This is a genomic window from Lysinibacillus sphaericus (genome assembly GCF_002982115.1).
GTDB lineage: Bacteria > Bacillota > Bacilli > Bacillales_A > Planococcaceae > Lysinibacillus > Lysinibacillus sphaericus.
Window position 1 is genome coordinate 3,678,441 of record NZ_CP019980.1, and the last position, 20,348, is coordinate 3,698,788.

Here is a 20,348-nt window from a genome sequence, read left to right on the forward strand (position 1 = left end):
TCCGCGGGTATCTCCTTGCTCCGCAGGTATTTCACTCTGCTCCGCGGATATTTCTCCCTGCTCCGCGGGTATTTCTCCCTGCTCCGCGGATATTCTCTCTTGTTCCGCGGGTATCTCACTCTACTCCGCGGGTATCTCACCCTGCTTCGCGGATATTTCTCCCTGTTCCGCGGGTATCTCCTTGCTCCGCGGGTATCCCACTCTACTCCGCGGGTATTCTCCCTTGCTCCGCGGATATTTCTCCCTGCCAAGCGAGTATTTCACCCTGCTCCGCGGGTATTTCACTCTACTCCGCGGATATTCTCTCTTGTTCCGCGGGTATCTCACTCTGCTCCGCGGGTATTCCCCCTTGTTCCGCGGATATTTCTCCCTGTTCCGCGGGTATCTCCTTGCTCCGCGGGTATCCCACTCTACTCCGCGGATATTTCTCCCTGCCAAGCGAGTATTTCACTCTACTCCGCGGGTATCACTCTGCCAAGCAGGTATTCCCCCTCCCCAAACAAATAGCAAATGGCACCTATCAAAGTAGAGTTTACTTTGATAGGTGCCATTTATTCACCAACATTATCTTCTTGATTTCGGATTCATTGCATCTTTCAGCCCTTCACCGATAAAATTGATCGATAAGATGACCAATGTAATGGCGGTTGCAGGTGGAACCCAAATCCAAATTTTATCTCTTAATACATCTGAGTTTCTAGCCTCAGATAACATATTGCCCCAGCTTGGTGTATCTGCTGGCACACCAAAGTTTAAGAAGCTTAACGCGGACTCGATAACAATCGTTACTGCCATTAATAGCGTAGCTTGTACAATAATCGTAGAAGCGACGTTAGGTAGTAAATGTTTGATAATGATTTTCGATGATTTACAGCCGATTGACTCTGCAGCTAAAATGTACTCATTTTCTTTCTCTGCAAGAATTCGACTTCGAACAACGCGGGCAACACTTCCCCAACTTAATACGGAAATAACAATAATTAATGTCCATAAGCCTGAAACTTTGCCGACTAGAATCGTATTTAAAACGATAACGAAAACTAATAATGGGAACATTAAAACAAAGTCTGTGAAACGCATTAAAATTTGGTCAACCTTGCCCCCAAAGTAACCCGAAATCGCCCCAATCGTTGTCCCAATTAAAACAATAAAAAACATACAGCCTATGCCAACCGTCAATGAGGATCTACCAGCATATAGCATTCGCGTAAAAACATCACGACCATTTGTATCTGTTCCAAGCCAGTTTTCACTTGAAGGTGGCTGACTAATTTTCGTAAAGTCTACACGCACGATATCTTTTGTCGTAATATACGGTGCCAAAAACGATAGAATAATAACGATTAGTAAAAAAATAAGGCTGATCATCGCTAATTTATTTTTAAAGAACTTTCTTCTCGCTATCACCCATGGAGAGGGGCTTTTATTCGGTGTTTTTTTTGGTGCAGAAGCTTCTTGTTTTGTTACAATCTCCACATATTTCCCCTCCCTAATCTAGTCTAATTCGCGGATCTACTATACCGTACAGTAAATCGGCTACTAAATTTCCAAAAAGTGTTAAGAATGAAAGTAACATAGTGATCGACATCATGACCGCATAATCTCTTCTTCCAACGGAATCTAAGAACAGTGCACCTATTCCGGGATAAGTAAAGATGGTTTCTGTAATAACCGCACCGCTAATTAATGTAGCGATGTCAAACCCAAGAAAAGTAATAATCGGAATAATCGAATTTCTTAAAATATGCTTGTTGTAAATTTTTGATTCCTTTGTTCCTTTTGCTCTTGCCGTACGTACAAAATCTTTTCGACTGTTTTCAATAATATCGTTGCGTAAAAATTGCGTGTAGGATGCCGTTCCCATTAATCCTAAAACAAGGGCTGGTAATAATACATGATGGACCCTACTTAAATAATAAGCAAATGTGCCTTCCTGCAGCCCTACACCAACTGAGCCGTTGAATGGGAACCACCCTAATTGGAAAGAGAACACATAAATAGCGACAATGCCGGCAACAAATGACGGAATCGCTAAAGCTAGGTAATTATACGAAGCTATTAGATTATCACCTAATGTATAAGGTTTTCTTCCTGCATACATCCCCATGATAAAAGCAAAAATATACGTAAAAATTAAAGATGTAATGGCTAAAAATAATGTATTTGGAATTCGCTGTGCAATCACTTCCACTGCAGGTTTTTTATAAACGGTTGATTTGCCAAAATCCCCTTGTACAAAATTAGCCATCCATCTTCCATATTGCACGATAATTGGATCATTATAGCCTAACTTCTCTCTCATTTCCTCGATGTATTGTGGGTTTGTATTGGATGGATCAATTTCTCCCGCAAATGGATCTCCTGGCATCATTTTTGCTAAGAAGAACACAACTAACGAAATAAGGAGTAACAATGGAATCATGCCGAGTAGTCTTCGAAGTGTGTATTGAAGCATGTGACGTCCCCTTATCAATTAAAATTTACTACTATCAAGCTCCAATTTTAGCCTGATAGTAGTAGGTTTCTCAGCCTTGATTAGGCACTAACTTACTCAACAATGTGCCATTTATAAACGTCTGTTTGGAATCCAACAGCGTTAATATGAACACCTTGTAGTCGATTGTTAATACCATATAAATCTAGATTTTCCCATAATGGTAGTGCAGGTAATTGTTCGTTGAAGTATTTTTGCCAATTAACATACATTTTTTTACGGTAGTCTTTATCAAATGCTTTTTCACTTAACGCTTCTTTTAATAATTTGTCATTCTCTGCATCTACATAACGACCGTAGTTCCATTCTGCATCATTAGCCCATAAACCTGATGGGTCTGGATCAGAACCCATGCTCCAAGAACCGAAGAATGCCTCTAATGCTGCATCATCGTTGTCTTTCATTTCATTGTACAAGTTAAACTCAACTAAGCTTCCTGTTGCTAATTCTGTTTTTACGCCAATATCATTCCAAGATTGAATGATTGCTTGTGAACGACCTTCAAATGCAGCTGGTCCTGCATAGTGACCAAATAAAATTTTGAATGGTTGACCTTTTGGATCTTCAACAAATCCATCACCGTCTGTATCAACATAGCCTGCTGTTTTTAACAGCTCTTTCGCTTTATCCACATTAAACTCGTATGCATTTAAATCTGAAGCATCTGCAGCAGTCCAGAAAGTAACTGGGATAACTGTGTTTGCTACTTTCGCTTTTCCTTCTAAGAAAGCATCGATCATTGCTGGACGGTTAAGAGCATATAATAGTGCCTGACGTAATTCTTTTGAATTGAATTTATCAAAATCAGCTACATTTTTAAGTGTAGCTTTATCACGATGACCAAAACGAAGCCCGATATAAGAATAGCTCACACCAGTTGTTTCTTCGATACGTACATTGCTTAATGCAGAAAGCTCTTTCACAGATTGTGGTCTAATATCCATGATGTCGATTTCTCCGTTTTGGAACGCACCCGCAGCTAATGATGGGTCAATTACTTTTACAATAACACCATCAAGCGCTGGTTTCCCTTTCCAGTAATCATCAAAACGCTCTAATTCAGAATACTCGCCGTCTACCACTTTTTTCACTTTAAACGCGCCTAATCCTACAGGGTTTTCGCGCACTTGTTTTGATTCACTTAAATCTTTTACTGCAATGCCTTCATAATGTTTCTTAGGCATTGGGTATTGCCAAATGCTTTCTAAGTTATTAATTTTCACTTCTTTAAAAGTAATTTTAATTGTGTAAGGATCTACAACTTCAATTCCTGAAATTTTATCTGCTTTGCCTGCTTTTTTCTCTTCTGCCCCTTTTACGCCTTCAACATAGTTGAAACGAGGACCATCATAATCAGGGTGTGCTAACGTTTCTAATGCGAAAACCCAGTCTTCACCTGTTAGTTCCTCACCATTATGCCATTTTACGCCCTTTTCGAAATTGAACGTATACGTTAATTTATCTTCACTAATATCCCATTTTGCAAGGTTTGGTACATATTCTAATTCATCATTTACATCATACACGCCATCCATCATGAAATTTTGGATATAGCTATCTACGATACTTCCTGCAAAGGCAGGGTCAAATACGCCCTCCGGCGCTTGGTCTGTTCCGAATGTAACTACGCCACCTTCTTTAACATCAGTAGTTGCCGCTGGCGTTTCCTTATCTTTTTGTGCATCTTTGTCAGTTGTCCCTGAATCACTATTACATGCTGCTAGGAATAAAGCCATGACAAGCATCAGTAACAGTGACCATAATGTTTTTGTCTTTTTCATTCTTTTCCCCCCGTTAAAAATTTTATTTTGAAAAACATTGTTTCCTGTTTTTTTCTTGCCGTTTTTAATATAAGTGGCAAGCAACGTTATGGTCTGGCTTCACCTCCTTTAATACTGGTTTCGTTAAGGAACATTCCATCATAGCTTTAGGGCATCTTGGATGGAATGGACATCCTGTCGGAGGATTTGCGGGACTTGGTACATCACCTTCTAATACAATGCGCGTACTTTTTTTGCGAGGATCCGGTACGGGTATCGCGGAAATAAGCGCTTGTGTATAAGGGTGCAATGGTTCATCATAAATACTCGTCTTGTTAGCTATTTCAACAATATTTCCTAGATACATCACGCCAATGCGATCACTCATATGCTTCACAACACTTAAATCATGCGCAATAAATAAAAAGGTTAAATCAAACTCATCCTGCAATTCTTTTAATAGATTCAAAACTTGAGATTGAACGGAAACATCCAAAGCAGAAACAGGTTCATCGGCGATAATTAGTTTTGGTTTAAGTGCTAGGGCTCTCGCAATACCAATTCGCTGACGCTGCCCTCCTGAAAATTCATGCGCATACTTATAATAGGCATCTTCAGGTAAGCCTACTTTGCGCAATAACTCCACGACTTCCCCTTTTAATGAATTGAGCGTTTTGTTATGGAAATTCATAATGGGCTCCGCTACGATACTGCCAACCATTTGCATTGGATTTAATGATGCATAAGGATCTTGGAATACCATTTGGATATCTTTTCTTATCTCTCTTAATGATTTGCCTTGTAATTTCGTAATATCCTGACCATTAAAAATGATTTGTCCTTCTGTAGAATCTAACAATCGAATAATAGTACGCCCAGTTGTTGATTTACCACAGCCTGACTCCCCAACCAATCCTAGTGTTTCACCATTTTTGATGGAAAAAGAAATATTATCGACCGCCTTCACATGTCCGACTGTCTTTTTTATAAACCCGCCTTTTATCGGGTAATAAGTTTTTAGGTTGTTCACTTCAAGTAAGTTTTCTTTACGTTGTTTGCTTGTTGTTTCTGTCATGTTGTTACCTCACACTTTCTTTAGGATAGCAACCTTCATATAGTAAGCACGAAACCTCATGACCATCAGCCATTTGTGCAAGCTGTGGCGTTACTGTACTACACTCAGGTTTTACAGACGGGCATCTATCGGCAAAGCGACAGCCAAAAGTAGGCATGTTTTTTAATGATGGCACAATGCCTTGGATTGTTGTTAACTCACTCACCTCTAAATCAATACGAGGAATGGATGCCATTAACAGCTTTGTATACGGATGTTGTGGGTTATAAAACAGATTATCTACATTCGTGCGCTCTACAATTTTCCCAGCGTACATAATGATGACTTCATCACACATTTCTGCCACTACCCCTAAGTCATGCGTTATCAAAATAATAGACATGTCATTTTTCTCTTGAATTTTTTTCAGCAACTCCAGAATTTGTGCTTGCACAGTTACATCTAGTGCAGTAGTCGGTTCATCGGCAATTAACAGCTTTGGATGGCAGGCAATCGCAATCGCAATCATCACCCTTTGTCGCATCCCCCCGGATAATTGGTGAGGATATTCATCTACAATTTTGTCTGGTCTAGGGATGCCTACACTTTTTAACAATTCGATGGCTTGCTGCCTTGCTTCTGTTTTGGAGATTGACAGATGATTCAATAAAATCTCTTCAATCTGATTACCAATTGTAAATACAGGGTTTAAAGATGTCATAGGCTCTTGAAAGATCATACTAATATCTTTTCCTCGTATTTTATTCATTTCATCGCTTGAATAATTTTCTATATTTTGGCCTTGGAACTTTATTTCTCCACCCGTAACTTTGCCAATTCCTTGGGGCAGTAGCTGCATAATTGACAATGACATAACACTTTTACCACAGCCGGATTCCCCTACAATCCCTACAATTTGGCCAGGCTTGACGGAAAACGACACATTATCGACTGCATGATAAATATCTCCTTCTATATCAAAACCAGTTTTTAGGTTCTTTACTTCAAGCATTAAATTCATTTAATCATCACACCTTCGTAAATTTTTTCTAAATAGAAATATGTAGTAAAAACTAGCGATGTCCAAACTTTCCTGATTCAATATTCAGAAAAAAGATTTGAAACAGATTAAACTTATTTCAAAATTATTTCTACTCAAATAATTAATAGTTTTTATTATATTGAATTTAAATACATATTAATAAATTTTTTACAGTATAAACAAAAAAATAACTTACTATTTACTTATAGAATTATCTGAAAATTATCTATACGGCTATTTTATCTAGAAATAATACATTTAATCAAGAGTTTTTTTACAACTCCTCATAATGTTATATACATAATAAACCGTACAACTATTACAAAAATTTTTTTATTTTACAAATTAATTCTAATGAAATATTTGCTAATCTATTTATCCGTTCTACTTTTCATTAGTTTTTTATTATTTAAATATAATAAATAATGAGATTACACAATCCTAACTTCTTCACCTATCACATTCTTTTATTTGGTAAACTTGATTATTATTGGACTTAATTTAATTTTCTGTTTATTTTTAATAATCAATTATTATTAATATATAATTTTTCCCTTTAAAGCATTAATGTTAAAAAGCGATTTTTATTACATTAGAAAACTTTATTTTCATGACTTTTCTTTAACATACATCTTCTTGTATTTAATTTTTATATTTCTATCCTTCACAGTTTCTTTCCAATAAAAAAACGACCACAGGTTATCATAACCGTGATCGTTTCATTATTGTTTATCAAACAGATTCGTTATAGCTAGTCAAAAATGCGATTATAATTCTCCAGCTTTAAGTTTTGCATGCCAATCTTTTAAAAATGGAATATCATCTTCTTTAATGGCACCAGATTCATTCGCTGCTTCAATTAAATAATCGAAGTTTGTTAAAGATACGTACTTTATGCCCGCTTCATCAAACGCTTGTTCAGCACGTGGTAAGTTATACGTATAAACACATACAACCCCTAATACTTCACAACCCGCTGCACGTAAAGCTTCAACTGCTGTAATGGAAGAACCACCTGTTGACACAATATCTTCTACTACGATGACTTTTTGTCCTGCAGCATATTTTCCTTCAATTTGATTGCCACGACCATGTTCTTTTGCTTTTGAACGTACATAGATCATCGGTAAGTCTAAAATATCACTTACCCATGCAGCATGTGGAATACCTGCTGTGGCCGTACCAGCTACGATTTCTGTACCTTCAAAGTTTTCTTTAATTATCGCTGCTAAGCCATTTGCCAATTGTTTACGGATAACTGGGTCAGAGATTGTTAGACGCGTATCACAGTAAATTGGAGATTTAATACCTGATGCCCATGTAAAAAGTTCTGTTGGATTTAATTCGACTGCGCCTACTTTAAGCATAGCGTGTGCGATTTCGTTTTGTAATGTCATATTGATGCCTCCCATAGTTCACTTACCATTTTATATGCTGCTACTGGATCTTGCGCACCTGTTACGGCACGGCCTACTACGATTAAAGAAGAACCATCACGTTTGGCGCCATCAGGTGTAGCGATGCGCTTTTGATCGTGAGCGTCACCACCTGCTAAACGGATACCAGGTGTGACACGTAAAAAGTCTTGGCCGCACACTTCAGCAATTGCCTGTGCTTCATGTACCGAGCAAACCACACCATTTAAGCCTGCTTGTTTTGTTAAGCTTGCGTAGTGCAATACCGATTCTTGCAATGTTAACGCAATTTTTTGCTCTGCTTGCATTTGCGCTTCCGTAGTGGATGTTAGTTGTGTCACGGCAATCAATGCTGCGCGCTCTTGACCTGCAGGTGTCCCTGCTTCCAGACCTTCGAGTGCAGCTTCCATCATTGGTCGCCCGCCCGCTGCATGGACATTGACTAAATTAACCCCTAATTTAGCTAAGCCCTTCATCGCTGAGCCAACCGTATTAGGAATATCATGTAGCTTTAAGTCTAAAAATATATCATGACCTAAATCTTTCACTTTGCGGACAATATCTGGACCTTCTTGCATATAAAGCTCCATACCAATTTTGACGAAAAGAGGCTCTTGAAAATGTGCTAAAAACTTGAAAACTTCTGCTTCTCCTGGGAAATCAAGTGCTAGAATTGGTTTTGTATTCATTAACGATGGCTCCTTCCGATAATATCCGTAATATGTTCTACACCTAAAGCGTCAAGCTTTGCAGGTAATTCCTCAATGATATTCGGGCAAACAAAATGATCGACAAAGTTGGCTGTACCAACCGCAACTGCTGATGCACCAGCAGACATAAAATCAATTACATCTTGTGCTTCACTTACGCCACCCATCCCAATAATCGGAATATTGACTGCCTTATACACCTCGTATACCATGCGAATAGCAACCGGTTTTACTGCAGGACCTGATAAGCCCCCTGTACCGTTGGCAATGACAGGTTTACCTGTACGTTCATGTAAGCGCATGCCGATTAATGTGTTAATCATCGTAATACCATCCGCTCCACCTGCTTCCACAGCTTGCGCGATTTCTACGATATTTGTAACGTTTGGTGATAATTTCACGTAAACAGGTACTTCCGACACTGCCTTGACAGCTGCAACCAAATCTCTTGCTGTTGCTGGATCTGTACCGAATTGAATACCGCCACATTTTACGTTCGGGCATGAAATATTAAGTTCTAGTGCTTTGACATTGGGTGCAGCTGAGATGCGACGTGCTACTTCCACATAATCTGCTGTTTCCGTTCCCGCTACATTGGCAATAATCGGCACATCATAGCCTTCTAAAAACTTTAATTCTTCATTCATTACTTTTTCAATACCAGGATTTTGTAAGCCAATAGCATTTAACATTCCTGCTGCTGTTTCCGCTACACGAGGTGTCGGATTGCCAGGTCTTGTTTCTACAGTTGTTGCTTTAATCATAATCGCACCAAGTATCGATAAATCGTACAGTTGCGCATACTCCCGACCAAAGCCGAAGCAACCTGAAGCTGGCATAATTGGATTTTTTAAATCTAAGCCAGGTAATTGGATATTTAAACGACTCATAATGCCACCGTACCTTTCGGGAATACTGGACCGTCAGAGCATACTTTGACATAGTCTTTATCAATTTGATCTGTTGTTTTACATACGCACGCGAAGCAAGCACCAATACCACAGCCCATTCGCTCTTCAAAAGATAAATAGCCTTCTTTTTCAGGATAGAAACCTTCTAAAGCTTTTAACATCGGTAGAGGACCACAAGAATAGAACACATCAAATTCTGGTGCACGTGATTCTAAAACGTTGGTCACAAAGCCCTTTGTTCCTTTTGAGCCATCGACTGTTACATAATGCGTTTCACCAAGTGCGTTAAATTCCTCTTCGTAGAAGCATACATCCTCTGTTTGGAAGCCTAATACATGGATAGTCTTCACACCACGTGCATTAAGTTGTTTTGACAGCTCATGTAAAGGAGGTACACCGATGCCGCCACCAACTAATAATGCTGTCCCTCCTGTCTTTACCGCATCAACTGGGAAGCCATTACCGATTGGGCCAAGGACATTGACTAGCTGCCCTTCACGATTTGTCGCTAACACCTTTGTTCCTCGACCTTCCGCACGATAAATCATGGTAAATTCACTGTTGTCTTTATCTATATTTGCAATACTGATAGGTCGACGTAAAAGCGGCTCCAATGAATCTGACACCTTTACATGGACAAACTGGCCAGGAGTCATATCCTGAACCAGTTCACCACGAAGTGTCAATTCGAAAATGTTTGTCGCAATTTGCTTTTGAGAGACGACCGTCATTTTCTCTTGACGAATCATATTAATGTACTACCTCCGCTTTCGGCATTTGTTCTGCTGTAAATGTCATGGATTCAATTACACGTAGCATTGCTTCTGCTGTATCTAGAGAAGTTAAGCAAGGCACACCATTTTCTACAGACTCACGTCGAATGCGGAATCCATCACGCGCTGGTTGCTTGCCTTTTGTTAATGTGTTCACTACTAACTGTGCTTCACCATTTTGAATTAAATCAAGTAACGTTTGTCCTTTGGCACCGATTTTCCCTACTACATCAGTACGAACACCCGCTGCTTCAAATGCTTGTGCAGTACCTTCCGTCGCTACAATGCGGTAGCCTACTGTTGAAAAGCGTTTGGCAAGCGCAATTGCTTCTTCTTTATCTTTATCAGATACAGTGAATAATACTGTGCCTTCTGTGCGAATTTCCATACCTGCTGCAACTAAGCCTTTATAAAGTGCTTTTTCTAATGTTGCATCTTTCCCCATTACTTCCCCTGTCGATTTCATTTCAGGTCCTAATGTAATGTCCACTCGGCGTAATTTAGCGAATGAGAATACTGGTACTTTAACAAATACACCTTTTTGCTCTGCCGCTAAGCCAGTTGGGTAGCCTTGTGCTACGATTGATTTTCCAAGAATGGCTTTTGTTGCAATGTTCGCCATTGGGATGTTCGTAATTTTACTTAAGAACGGTACTGTACGAGATGAACGAGGATTTACCTCAATGACATACACTTCACCTTGGGAAATAACATACTGGATGTTCATTAAGCCGATAATGCCAAGACCTTTTGCTAAACGAGTTGTGTAATCCACTAATGTATCTTTTTGCGCTTGTGTTAATTTTTGTGGTGGGTATACAGAAATCGAGTCACCAGAGTGTACCCCTGCACGTTCGATATGTTCCATAATACCTGGGATTAAAACATTTTCACCGTCACAAATCGCATCGACTTCAATTTCTTGCCCCGTTAAGTAACGGTCTACGAGTACTGGGTGATCTGGTGATGCCTCAACAGCGTTTTCCATATAGTGTTGTAATTCTTGTTCGTTATAAACAATTTCCATTGCACGTCCACCAAGTACATACGAAGGACGAACTAGTACTGGGAAGCCTAAGCGTTCGCCAATGGCAAGTGCTTCTTCCGTTGAAACTGCTGTTTCACCTGGAGGCTGTGGAATGTCTAATGCATGTAAAGCTTGTTCGAATTTATCGCGGTTTTCTGCACGGTCGATATCTTCTAATGATGTACCTAAAATTTTCACACCATTTGCAGCTAATTTATCAGCAAGGTTAATGGCTGTTTGACCACCGAATTGGACAACTACACCAATTGGTTGTTCTAAATCGATAATATGCATAACATCTTCGATTGTTAATGGCTCGAAGTATAGCTTATCTGAAATCGAGAAGTCCGTTGATACTGTTTCTGGATTTGAGTTAATAATGATTGCTTCATAGCCTGCTTCTTGAATTGCCCATACAGAGTGCACTGTTGCATAGTCAAACTCTACCCCTTGACCGATACGGATTGGACCCGAACCTAATACAATCACGGATGGTTTATCAGATTTGATGGATTCGTTTTCTTCCTCATAAGTACCGTAGAAATATGGTGTTTCAGATTCAAACTCTGCTGCACATGTATCAACCATTTTGTAGACTGGGATAATGCCGTTTTCTTTACGGTACGCATATACTGCCTCTGGTGTTGTGTCCCATAGCTCGGCAATTTTTTTATCAGCAAAGCCTAGACGTTTTGCAGTGCGTAATATTTCTTTATCGTTTTTATGGTTAGCAAGTGTTTGCTCCATATCTACGATGTTTTTAAATTTATTTAAGAAGAATAAGTCAATTGCAGACCATTCATGGATTTGCTCGATTGTTACACCACGGCGCAATGCTTCACCGATGAAGAATAAACGCTCATCTCCCGCTTTACGGATACGTTTTTCAATCCAAGAGTCAGAGTTATCTTCTGCATGTTTTAGCTCTAAATGTACTTGACCTGTTTCAAGAGAACGAACAGCTTTCAGCATAGCTTCTTCAAACGTACGACCAAGTGCCATTACTTCACCAGTTGCCTTCATTTGTGTGCCTAAGTTACGTTTTGCTGATTCGAATTTATCGAATGGCCAGCGTGGAATTTTTGCGACAATGTAGTCTAGTGCTGGCTCGAAGCAAGCATACGTTGAACCTGTCACTGGATTTTTGATTTCATCTAATGTTAAACCTACTGCAATTTTTGCTGCTAGCTTGGCAATTGGGTAACCCGTTGCTTTTGACGCTAATGCAGATGAACGAGATACACGTGGGTTTACTTCGATGACATAGTAATTGAAGCTATATGGATCAAGTGCTAACTGTACGTTACAGCCACCTTCAATTTTTAGTGCACGGATAATATCTAATGAGATATTACGTAGCATTTGGTTTTCACGGTCAGAAAGTGTTTGTGTTGGGGCTACGACGATAGAGTCACCTGTATGAATCCCTACAGGGTCGACATTTTCCATGTTACATACTACGATGGCATTGTCAGCCGCATCGCGCATTACTTCGTATTCAATCTCTTTAAAGCCAGCGATTGATTTTTCAAGTAAGCATTGTGTAACTGGTGAATATTTCAGTCCAGAAGTTACGATTTCTTCTAGGTCTTGATCGTTATAACAAATACCACCGCCTGTACCGCCAAGTGTGAATGCAGGGCGTACAATTACTGGATAACCGATTTTTGCAACAAAGTTTTTCGCTTCATCTAAGTTATGAATAATATCTGATTCCGGTACTGGAGCACCTAGTTCATACATCAGGTTACGGAATAAATCACGGTCTTCAGCTTTATGAATAGCATCGAGTTTTGTACCAAGAATTTCGATATTTAGCTCATTTAAAATACCAGAGTTATCTAATTCAATCGCCATATTTAACCCTGTTTGACCACCTAGTGTAGGTAAGATGGCATCTGGGCGCTCTTTGCGTAAAATGCGTGAGACAAATTCAAGTGTGATTGGCTCAATGTATACTTTGTCTGCAATTTCTGTATCTGTCATAATTGTTGCAGGGTTTGAGTTTATTAAAATAACGCGGTAGCCTTCTTCTTTTAATGAAAGACAAGCTTGTGTTCCGGCATAGTCAAATTCTGCTGCTTGTCCGATGACGATTGGACCTGACCCGATTACTAAAATAGTTTCTATATCTGTACGTTTAGGCATGTTGTTTCCCCTTCCCTGCTTCTGCTTCCATCATTTCAATGAATTCATCAAATAAGTGGTTTGAATCTTCTGGTCCTGGTGATGCTTCTGGGTGATATTGTACTGTGAAGATTGGATATTTCTTATGACGGACACCTTCACAAGTACCATCATTTAAAGCGACATGTGTTAATTCTAAATCTGTATCTTTTAATGATTCTATATCGATTGCATAGCCATGGTTTTGAGATGTTAAATCTGTACGGCCTGTGCGTAAATCTTTGACTGGATGGTTACCACCACGGTGACCGAATGGTAATTTAAATGCTTTCGCACCACTTGCTAATGAGAAGATTTGGTGACCTAAGCAAATACCGAACATTGGCACTTTTCCGATTAAATTACGTACTGTTTCGATACCTTCTGCCACGTCCTCTGGGTTACCAGGGCCATTTGACAGCATAATACCATCTGGATGCCATGCTAAAATTTCTGCTGCTGGTGTGTTGTATGGTACAACAAGGACATCACAATCACGCTTGTTTAATTCACGTAAAATACCGTGTTTCATACCGTAGTCAATTAACACTACTCGTTTGCCACGACCTGGTGATGGGTAGGCAGCCTTCGGTGATACTTCGCGCACATGATGTGTAATTGCTGGTGTTGCTTGTAGTTTTGCCACAATTTCTTCTACATTTACTTCTTCGTCAGCCGCAGTCAAAATGGCCTTAACAGAACCTTTGCTACGAATAATGCGTGTTAGTTTACGTGTATCAATACCTTCAATCCCTGGGATATCTTTTGATGTTAAGTATTCATCAACTGTTAAATCACATCTGAAATTCGACGGTGTTTTTGCTAGTTCGCGGACAACAAAACCACGAATTGCCGGTGTGATTGATTCGAAATCATCACGATTAATACCGTAGTTACCGATAAGTGGGTATGTTAACGTTACGATTTGTCCATAGAATGAAGGATCTGAAATCGTTTCTTGATATCCTGTCATCCCCGTAGTGAATACGACTTCACCTTGTGAAGCTCGCTCACTACCGAACGCTGTGCCTGTAAATACTGTGCCATCTTCTAAAATAAGTAAACGTTTTTTCATTACTCTGCCTCCTGGTATACGATATTACCTTCAAAAATTGTTACGACTGGCCAACCTTTTGCAACCCAACCATTGAATGGTGTATTGCGACCTTTTGATACAAATCCTTCTGCATCAATCGTTTGTTCTTTCTGTAAATCAATTAAAACCATGTCTGCCGAAGCCCCTACTTCTAACGTTCCATATGGTAAGTCAAAAATTTGTGCCGCTTTTACAGTCATCCAATCGACCAATTGCTTTAAAGTCCATTTCCCTGTTTCAACAAATTGTGTGTACAATAGCGGGAAGGCTGTTTCAAAGCCTACGATGCCGAATGGTGCACCAACCATGCCACAGCATTTTTCTTCTATTGTATGTGGTGCATGGTCTGTGGCGATGCAGTCAATCGTGCCGTCAAATAGTGCTGCGTGTAGAGAATCCTTATCATCTGCACCTCGTAATGGCGGGTTCATTTTCCAGTTTGCATCATCAGATGGAATATCCATCTCTTCAAGTAATAAATGGTGAGGACAAACTTCCGCTGTGACGCGGATGCCTGCTGCTTTTGCATCACGTACTGCACGCACTGATTCTTTTGTTGAAACATGACACACATGGTAGCGTGCCCCTGCCGCTTCTGCAAGCAAAACATCGCGTGCAATTTGGACAGATTCACAAATAGACGGAATACCTGGTAAACCTAGCTCTTTGTTACGCTTGCCTTCATGCATAACACCATCATAAATTAATGAATTATCTTCACAGTGTGCGACAACAACCATGTCATGCTTTGCTGCATCCTGCATTTGTTCATACATCGTGGATGCAAGCTGAATGCCTACACCATCATCGGAAAACGCTACTGCACCATGTGCTTTTAATTCTTCAATATTCGTACGAACTTCCCCTGAAATATCCTGCGTTAATGAGCCGTATGGTAGTACACGAATCACTGCACTTTCTTGAATCAGCCCATTTATTAATTGCATGTTTTCAACCGTGTCAGGCACTGGTTTTGTATTTGGCATGGCACAAATTGTTGTAAAACCGCCTTTTGCAGCAGATGCTGAACCTGTTGCTATTGTTTCTTTATGTTCAAACCCTGGTTCGCGTAGATGTGTATGCACATCCACAAACCCTGGTGCAACAACTAAACCATTTCCTTCGATTATTTCTGCACCAGCTACATTGACCTCTTGTCCAATGGCAGTAATTTTGCCATCTACTATGGCGATATTTACTGTTTGCAATTCACCTTGTTCATTTAACATTTGTACATTTTGAAGTACTTTCGTCATGTTATTCTCTCCCTTGTAAGATCGTTTCAATTATTGCCATTCGTGTGTATACACCATTGCGTACTTGGTCAAAGATGCGAGACCGTTCACATTCTACTAGCTCTGATGCAACTTCTACATCGCGGTTTACTGGCGCTGGATGCATAATAATTGCTGTGTCCTTCATTTTCTTCTCTCGTTCTACAGTCAAGCCATACTCTTCATGATAGCTTTCTTTTGAGAAGCTTTTATTTACTTTATGACGCTCATGTTGTACACGAAGTAACATAATGACATCACTTATTTCGATTAAATCGTCCCAAGAATGATGTGATTTAAAATCCCCTGCCCATTCTTCTGGACAAAGAAAATGTACATTTGCCCCTAACCGCTGTAACGCGGATGCATTGGATTTTGCTACACGGCTATGAGAAATATCTCCGGCGATTGTAATATTTAACCCTTCAAAAGAACCAAACTCTTTTTTTATCGTGTACAGATCCAGTAATGATTGGGATGGGTGTTGACCAGCGCCATCTCCTGCATTTATAACCGCAACATTGATGCCTTCTAGTAGCTCGTTATAATATTCATCTTCTTTGGCGCGGATAACGACCGCATCCATACCAATCATTTCTAACGTCTTGACTGTATCGTACAATGTTTCACCCTTTGTTACACTTGAAAAGCTTGCGTCAAACGGGATAACCGTACAGCCTACTTTGCGCTCTGCCATCTCAAAGCTTGTCTTCGTACGTGTACTCGGTTCAAAAAATAAGTTTGCTACGTTATAAGCACGAGATAACGATGATGTTTCGCCATTTTCAAACGCCTGCGCACGATGTAAAATGCGGTTAATCTCTTCAGTTGTTAAATGTTCCATTGATAATAAGTTCTTCATCATGTACCTCCATTAGGTTGTGTGTCATGAACGTCTATGTATGACGTCCTTCATTATTTATTTGTCTAAATAATGTAAAAGCCCCGCTGATGTCATCAGCGAGGCATAAGGAGGCGTGACAAACTATAGTAAGACTATTGCTTACTTATTGCTTGTCCACAACTTCCCTTTTTTTGCCTCTCTGGACAATTCATTAAAAGGTACTACTATGATTGATTATTTTGATCGTATGGTACTGGTATATCAGCTTCTTTTTTACCTGGTAGAATTGCATTTAGTACAACACCGATAATCGCTGCTAACGCCATGCCTTCTAAACTTAATGATTCTGTGACGATAAATTTCGCACCGCCGATACCAATTACGAGAATAACAGAGGCAATTACTAAATTGCGGCTGTTACCAAAGTCCACATGGTTGTCTACTAGCATACGTAAACCGCTTGATGCGATGATACCAAACAGTAGGATGGAAACACCACCAAGAACTGCTGTTGGAATCGTTGCAATAACCGCCATTGCTTTCCCGAAGAATGACAGCACAATCGCTACGACTGCCGCACCTGCTATGACATATACGCTGTAAACTCGTGTAATGGCAAGGACACCAATGTTTTCACCGTATGTTGTTTTTGGTGGGCCACCAATAAATGCACTAATCAAGGTCCCAAAGCCATCACCTAGTAAAGAACGGTGTAAGCCCGGTTCTTTAATATAGTCTCGATTGACTACTTTTCCTAATACAAGTTGGTGACCGATATGTTCTGAAATGGTTACAATCACAATCGGTACCATCGCGAGTAAAATTGTCGATGTAATCGTAAAGTCATAATTTACACCTGGGATAATAAAATGTGGTAGTGCAAACATTTTTGCCTCTTTAATCGGTTCGAAGTTGACAATCCCGATAAAAATCGAGTAGACATAGCCTACTATTAAGCCGATTAATATTGGCATTGTACTTAAAATCCCCTTAAAGAAGATGGTAAAGATAATCGCTGTAAACAATGTGACAAGTGCCGCTGAAAAATGCAGCAAATTATATTCTCCGTCAACATTCATTGCCATGTTAACTGCTGTTCCCGATAAGCCAAGACCGATTACCATAATAACTGGTCCTACAACGATAGGCGGAAGGATTTTCATAATCCATTTATAACCGCTCTTCCAAATTATAAGTGACACAATGCCGTAGGTAATCCCGACTGCCATCGCTCCGATCATAGCGTTACCTGGATTAACACTTAAACCATTGTCATCTAAACCACCTGCAGCGATTAATATCGGTGCGATAAAGGCAAAGGATGAACCTAAATAGGCTGGTACTTGAAACTTCGTAATTAATAAGAAGAACAATGTGGCAATCCCACTGGTTAGAAGGGCGATTGCTGGGCTAAGCCCAACCAGTTGTGGTACTAAAATCGTTGACCCAAACATGGCAAACATGTGTTGGAAACTTAATGTCACCAATTGGACTGGGGTCGGTTTATCATTAATATCTAATACTGCCTTTGACATGACGTTTCCTCACTTTATTATTAGTCTTCTTTATAAATAATGACGCAATCTTCGCCATCAACTTCAAGTAAATTAACGACGATACGTTCCGTTCCTGATGTCGGAACATTTTTCCCAACATAATCCGCTCGAATTGGTAGCTCTCGGTGTCCGCGATCAATTAGCACTGCTAGTTGAATTTGCGCGGGTCTTCCTAAATCCATTACTGCATCTAGTGCCGCTCGAACTGTACGACCTGTATAGAGTACATCATCGACTAAAATAATTTTTTGATTGGCTACCACATAATCGATATCTACTTGCTCAACATGTGCCTGCTCATTTTCATGCTTTGTGGATAAGTCATCTCGATAAAGGGTGATGTCTAACTCCCCTGTGCGAATCGCTTTACCCTCGATTTTTTCTATACGTTCTGCTAAGCGTCTTGCAAGGAAGGCACCGCGTGTTTTAATTCCAACTAATATACATTCGTCAATTCCTTTATTGCGTTCAATAATCTCATGTGCAATACGTGTTAATGCTCTTGTCATCGATGGCCCATCTAATAGCTCATTTTTTGACATTTTTTGTCCTCCTCTCTTTCATCGATGTTCATCGGGGTGTTACAGATGCTACCTACTTGCTGAAGCATCATTGAAACGGCATAAAAAAACCTCTCGAGGCGAATAGCCTGAGAGGGTTGAGTACGTGTTTAAATAGCATGTTGGAAAAATTTGCAGCACAAATTTTAGCAACACGTTCACATGTACCTTCTCAGCCTCTCTGGACTGCCATTAAAGGTGAATATTAAGTTAAAGTCGTTCATTCACTTTCGTTAGTATAGACCTTCTTTCATTATCCGTCAATCCTTATTTCTTAATTCGTCTAATAACTGTACATAATCAACAGGAAGTGGTGCTTCAAACTCCATATATTCGCCAGTAGTAGGATGCGTGAATCCTAAAACTCCTGCGTGCAATACTTGTCCGCCAAAATCCATGGTCTTTCTTGGTCCATATTTTGGGTCGCCAACAAGTGGGAATCCAATATACTGCATATGGACACGAATTTGGTGTGTACGTCCCGTTTCAAGACGACACTCTACTAATGTGTAATCACCGAAGCGTTCAATTACTTGGAAGTGCGTTACCGCATGTTTCCCTTTATCCACAACAGCTTGTTTTTGACGGTCCTTTTGATCACGTCCAATTGGAGCATCAATTGTCCCTTTATCGTGAGCGATATGTCCATGCACAAGCGCTGTATATTTACGTGTGACTGTTTTATTCACAAGCTGCTCAACTAATGATTCATGTGCTTTATCATTTTTCGCTACCATTAGCAAACCTGATGTGTCTTTATCGATTCGGTGTACAATACCTGGACGCATGATACCATTTATGCCCGATAAATCTGTGCAATGATACATTAAACCATTTACTAGTGTGCCCGTCAGATGCCCTGGAGCAGGATGGACCACCATTCCTTTTGGTTTGTTGACAACGAGTACATCTGCGTCTTCATATACGATTTCAAGGTCTAAGTTTTCAGCAATAACGTCTAAAGGTTCTGCCTCTGGCACGATGATTTCAACAACATCGCCTGCTTTCACCTTGTATTTTGCTTTTACTGCTTCACCATTTACTTTAACAATTCCTTCTGTAATCCAATTGCTAATTTGTGTACGAGACCATTCATTCTGTATACTCGAAACCGCTTTATCAATGCGCTCTCCTTGTTGCTGTTCTTCAATTGTATATGATACTTGTGTCATTGTTTCACCTGTTTCTTTTCTTTTTTATCTTCGGCGATTAAACCAATCATTAATACGACAACGGCAATTGTTAATGCTGCATCCGCAATATTAAAAATCGGGAAATCGTAATTAATAATAGGGATTAATACGTCGGCAAAATCTACTACTTCTCCTCTAAATATACGGTCAATAAAATTACCAATGGCACCGCCCAATAACAGCATTAAGCCCACTTGAAAAAGAGGCTTGCCCTTTGCCTCTTTATGATAAAAGTAAATGATGGCAATAATAACACCTATTGTCACTATAGAAAATAACCACATTTGCCCTTCAAGCATCCCCCAGGCTGCACCTCTATTACGATGCGATAAAATACCAAACCAAGGATCCCATACGGCAATACGTTCACCAAACTCCATATTTTTCACAATTAGCCATTTTGTCCATTGATCAAGAATAATGACAAAAACGGCCAATCCATAATATTTATACACAGCTATTCCTCCGTTCAC

General features: G+C 39.8%; 17 protein-coding genes. All 17 read right to left on the reverse strand.

From position 1 onward, the window contains the following. Positions 1–564: 564 nt before the first annotated feature. The 17 genes from opp4C to lspA all read right to left on the reverse strand — a co-directional run bounded on the left by opp4C (position 565) and on the right by lspA (position 20,330). Entirely contained in the window at positions 565–1,476 is a 912-nt protein-coding gene (gene opp4C / locus LS41612_RS18205; protein ID WP_024362106.1) for an oligopeptide ABC transporter permease, read from the reverse strand. Positions 1,477–1,489: 13 nt separating this feature from the next. Continuing rightward, positions 1,490–2,455, reverse strand: coding sequence for an oligopeptide ABC transporter permease (gene opp4B, locus LS41612_RS18210; RefSeq protein WP_024362107.1), 966 nt, complete (start codon positions 2,453–2,455; stop codon positions 1,490–1,492). A 92-nt stretch (positions 2,456–2,547) separates the two neighbouring features. Then, on the reverse strand, positions 2,548–4,275 hold the full coding sequence (gene opp4A, locus LS41612_RS18215; RefSeq protein ID WP_024362108.1) for an oligopeptide ABC transporter substrate-binding protein: 1,728 nt from the start codon (positions 4,273–4,275) through the stop codon (positions 2,548–2,550). A gap of 64 nt (positions 4,276–4,339) precedes the next feature. Beyond that, positions 4,340–5,329, reverse strand: coding sequence for an ABC transporter ATP-binding protein (locus LS41612_RS18220; RefSeq protein ID WP_024362109.1), 990 nt, complete (start codon positions 5,327–5,329; stop codon positions 4,340–4,342). A gap of 4 nt (positions 5,330–5,333) precedes the next feature. After that, complete coding sequence (locus LS41612_RS18225; protein WP_029747186.1) at positions 5,334–6,329, reverse strand: ABC transporter ATP-binding protein; 996 nt, start codon at positions 6,327–6,329, stop codon at positions 5,334–5,336. Between the two features lie 788 nt (positions 6,330–7,117). Next, the gene (pyrE, locus tag LS41612_RS18230) at positions 7,118–7,747 is read right to left on the reverse strand and encodes an orotate phosphoribosyltransferase (protein WP_024362110.1); all 630 of its coding nucleotides are present in this window, start codon (positions 7,745–7,747) and stop codon (positions 7,118–7,120) included. Continuing rightward, positions 7,744–8,454 (reverse strand): orotidine-5'-phosphate decarboxylase, encoded by a 711-nt coding sequence (gene pyrF / locus LS41612_RS18235; RefSeq protein ID WP_024362111.1) that lies wholly within the window; start codon positions 8,452–8,454, stop codon positions 7,744–7,746. The genes pyrE and pyrF overlap by 4 nt, the downstream gene beginning before the upstream one ends. Beyond that, on the reverse strand, positions 8,454–9,365 hold the full coding sequence (locus tag LS41612_RS18240) for a dihydroorotate dehydrogenase (RefSeq protein ID WP_024362112.1): 912 nt from the start codon (positions 9,363–9,365) through the stop codon (positions 8,454–8,456). The genes pyrF and LS41612_RS18240 overlap by 1 nt, the downstream gene beginning before the upstream one ends. Next, positions 9,362–10,135, reverse strand: a complete 774-nt coding sequence (locus LS41612_RS18245) for a dihydroorotate dehydrogenase electron transfer subunit (protein ID WP_024362113.1) — start codon at positions 10,133–10,135, stop codon at positions 9,362–9,364. Before LS41612_RS18245 ends, LS41612_RS18240 begins: the two co-directional genes overlap by 4 nt. A 1-nt stretch (position 10,136) precedes the next feature. Continuing rightward, positions 10,137–13,334 (reverse strand): carbamoyl-phosphate synthase large subunit, encoded by a 3,198-nt coding sequence (carB, locus tag LS41612_RS18250; RefSeq protein ID WP_024362114.1) that lies wholly within the window; start codon positions 13,332–13,334, stop codon positions 10,137–10,139. After that, positions 13,327–14,427 (reverse strand): glutamine-hydrolyzing carbamoyl-phosphate synthase small subunit, encoded by a 1,101-nt coding sequence (carA, locus tag LS41612_RS18255; protein WP_024362115.1) that lies wholly within the window; start codon positions 14,425–14,427, stop codon positions 13,327–13,329. The genes carB and carA overlap by 8 nt, the downstream gene beginning before the upstream one ends. Continuing rightward, positions 14,427–15,704: a dihydroorotase gene (gene pyrC, locus LS41612_RS18260; RefSeq protein ID WP_024362116.1), complete on the reverse strand. Its 1,278-nt coding sequence runs from the start codon at positions 15,702–15,704 to the stop codon at positions 14,427–14,429. Before pyrC ends, carA begins: the two co-directional genes overlap by 1 nt. 1 nt (position 15,705) lies before the next feature. Then, positions 15,706–16,584, reverse strand: coding sequence for an aspartate carbamoyltransferase catalytic subunit (locus LS41612_RS18265; protein ID WP_024362117.1), 879 nt, complete (start codon positions 16,582–16,584; stop codon positions 15,706–15,708). Between the two features lie 206 nt (positions 16,585–16,790). After that, on the reverse strand, positions 16,791–18,101 hold the full coding sequence (locus tag LS41612_RS18270; protein ID WP_024362118.1) for a solute carrier family 23 protein: 1,311 nt from the start codon (positions 18,099–18,101) through the stop codon (positions 16,791–16,793). Positions 18,102–18,121: 20 nt separating this feature from the next. Continuing rightward, complete coding sequence (gene pyrR, locus LS41612_RS18275; protein WP_024362119.1) at positions 18,122–18,664, reverse strand: bifunctional pyr operon transcriptional regulator/uracil phosphoribosyltransferase PyrR; 543 nt, start codon at positions 18,662–18,664, stop codon at positions 18,122–18,124. Between the two features lie 278 nt (positions 18,665–18,942). Further along, positions 18,943–19,854 carry an RluA family pseudouridine synthase gene (locus LS41612_RS18280; RefSeq protein ID WP_024362120.1) on the reverse strand — a complete coding sequence of 304 codons (912 nt, stop codon included), beginning with the start codon at positions 19,852–19,854 and terminating at the stop codon, positions 18,943–18,945. After that, positions 19,851–20,330, reverse strand: coding sequence for a signal peptidase II (gene lspA / locus LS41612_RS18285; protein ID WP_024362121.1), 480 nt, complete (start codon positions 20,328–20,330; stop codon positions 19,851–19,853). The genes LS41612_RS18280 and lspA overlap by 4 nt, the downstream gene beginning before the upstream one ends. Positions 20,331–20,348: the final 18 nt, after the last annotated feature.

Coding starts and splice junctions, on each gene's coding strand:
- opp4A (WP_024362108.1), bottom strand. CDS start 4,275: ATGAAAAAGACAAAAACATTATGGTCACTGTTACTGATGCTTGTCATG.
- LS41612_RS18220 (WP_024362109.1), bottom strand. CDS start 5,329: ATGACAGAAACAACAAGCAAACAACGTAAAGAAAACTTACTTGAAGTG.
- LS41612_RS18265 (WP_024362117.1), bottom strand. CDS start 16,584: ATGAAGAACTTATTATCAATGGAACATTTAACAACTGAAGAGATTAAC.
- LS41612_RS18280 (WP_024362120.1), bottom strand. CDS start 19,854: ATGACACAAGTATCATATACAATTGAAGAACAGCAACAAGGAGAGCGC.
- LS41612_RS18245 (WP_024362113.1), bottom strand. CDS start 10,135: ATGATTCGTCAAGAGAAAATGACGGTCGTCTCTCAAAAGCAAATTGCG.
- pyrR (WP_024362119.1), bottom strand. CDS start 18,664: ATGTCAAAAAATGAGCTATTAGATGGGCCATCGATGACAAGAGCATTA.
- LS41612_RS18240 (WP_024362112.1), bottom strand. CDS start 9,365: ATGAGTCGTTTAAATATCCAATTACCTGGCTTAGATTTAAAAAATCCA.
- pyrE (WP_024362110.1), bottom strand. CDS start 7,747: ATGACATTACAAAACGAAATCGCACACGCTATGCTTAAAGTAGGCGCA.
- LS41612_RS18225 (WP_029747186.1), bottom strand. CDS start 6,329: ATGAATTTAATGCTTGAAGTAAAGAACCTAAAAACTGGTTTTGATATA.
- carA (WP_024362115.1), bottom strand. CDS start 14,427: ATGAAAAAACGTTTACTTATTTTAGAAGATGGCACAGTATTTACAGGC.
- opp4B (WP_024362107.1), bottom strand. CDS start 2,455: ATGCTTCAATACACACTTCGAAGACTACTCGGCATGATTCCATTGTTA.
- carB (WP_024362114.1), bottom strand. CDS start 13,334: ATGCCTAAACGTACAGATATAGAAACTATTTTAGTAATCGGGTCAGGT.
- LS41612_RS18270 (WP_024362118.1), bottom strand. CDS start 18,101: ATGTCAAAGGCAGTATTAGATATTAATGATAAACCGACCCCAGTCCAA.
- pyrC (WP_024362116.1), bottom strand. CDS start 15,704: ATGACGAAAGTACTTCAAAATGTACAAATGTTAAATGAACAAGGTGAA.
- pyrF (WP_024362111.1), bottom strand. CDS start 8,454: ATGAATACAAAACCAATTCTAGCACTTGATTTCCCAGGAGAAGCAGAA.